A 244-nucleotide genomic window follows, 5' to 3' on the forward strand; every position below is an offset into this window, starting at 1 on the left:
GGAGATGAAAGAGAGACCCGGCGGTGGAGCGCACCGCTTTGGGATTGTGGATGTCCACGCTGGCGGCCGTGAGGATCACGGCATCAGCGCCCGCGGAATCAGCGGCGCGCAGGATGGTGCCGGCATTGCCCGGGTCCCGGACCTCGCACAGAACTGCGATCAGCTGGGCGCCGGAAGCCAGCACGTCGTCCAGGTCGTAGTCGGTGATGCGGCATACGGCCACAATGCCCTGCGGGGAAATGGT

The 244-nt window shown here is 66.4% G+C and carries 1 protein-coding gene; it reads right to left on the reverse strand.

The window, feature by feature from the left end:
- Window positions 1-244: TrmH family RNA methyltransferase (locus SB754_RS22370; protein ID WP_410784474.1), on the reverse strand; the 244-nt coding region annotated here is incomplete at both ends.

Origin of the sequence: Leifsonia sp. SIMBA_070 (assembly GCF_046534635.1) — a bacterium.
Taxonomy (GTDB): domain Bacteria; phylum Actinomycetota; class Actinomycetes; order Actinomycetales; family Microbacteriaceae; genus Leifsonia.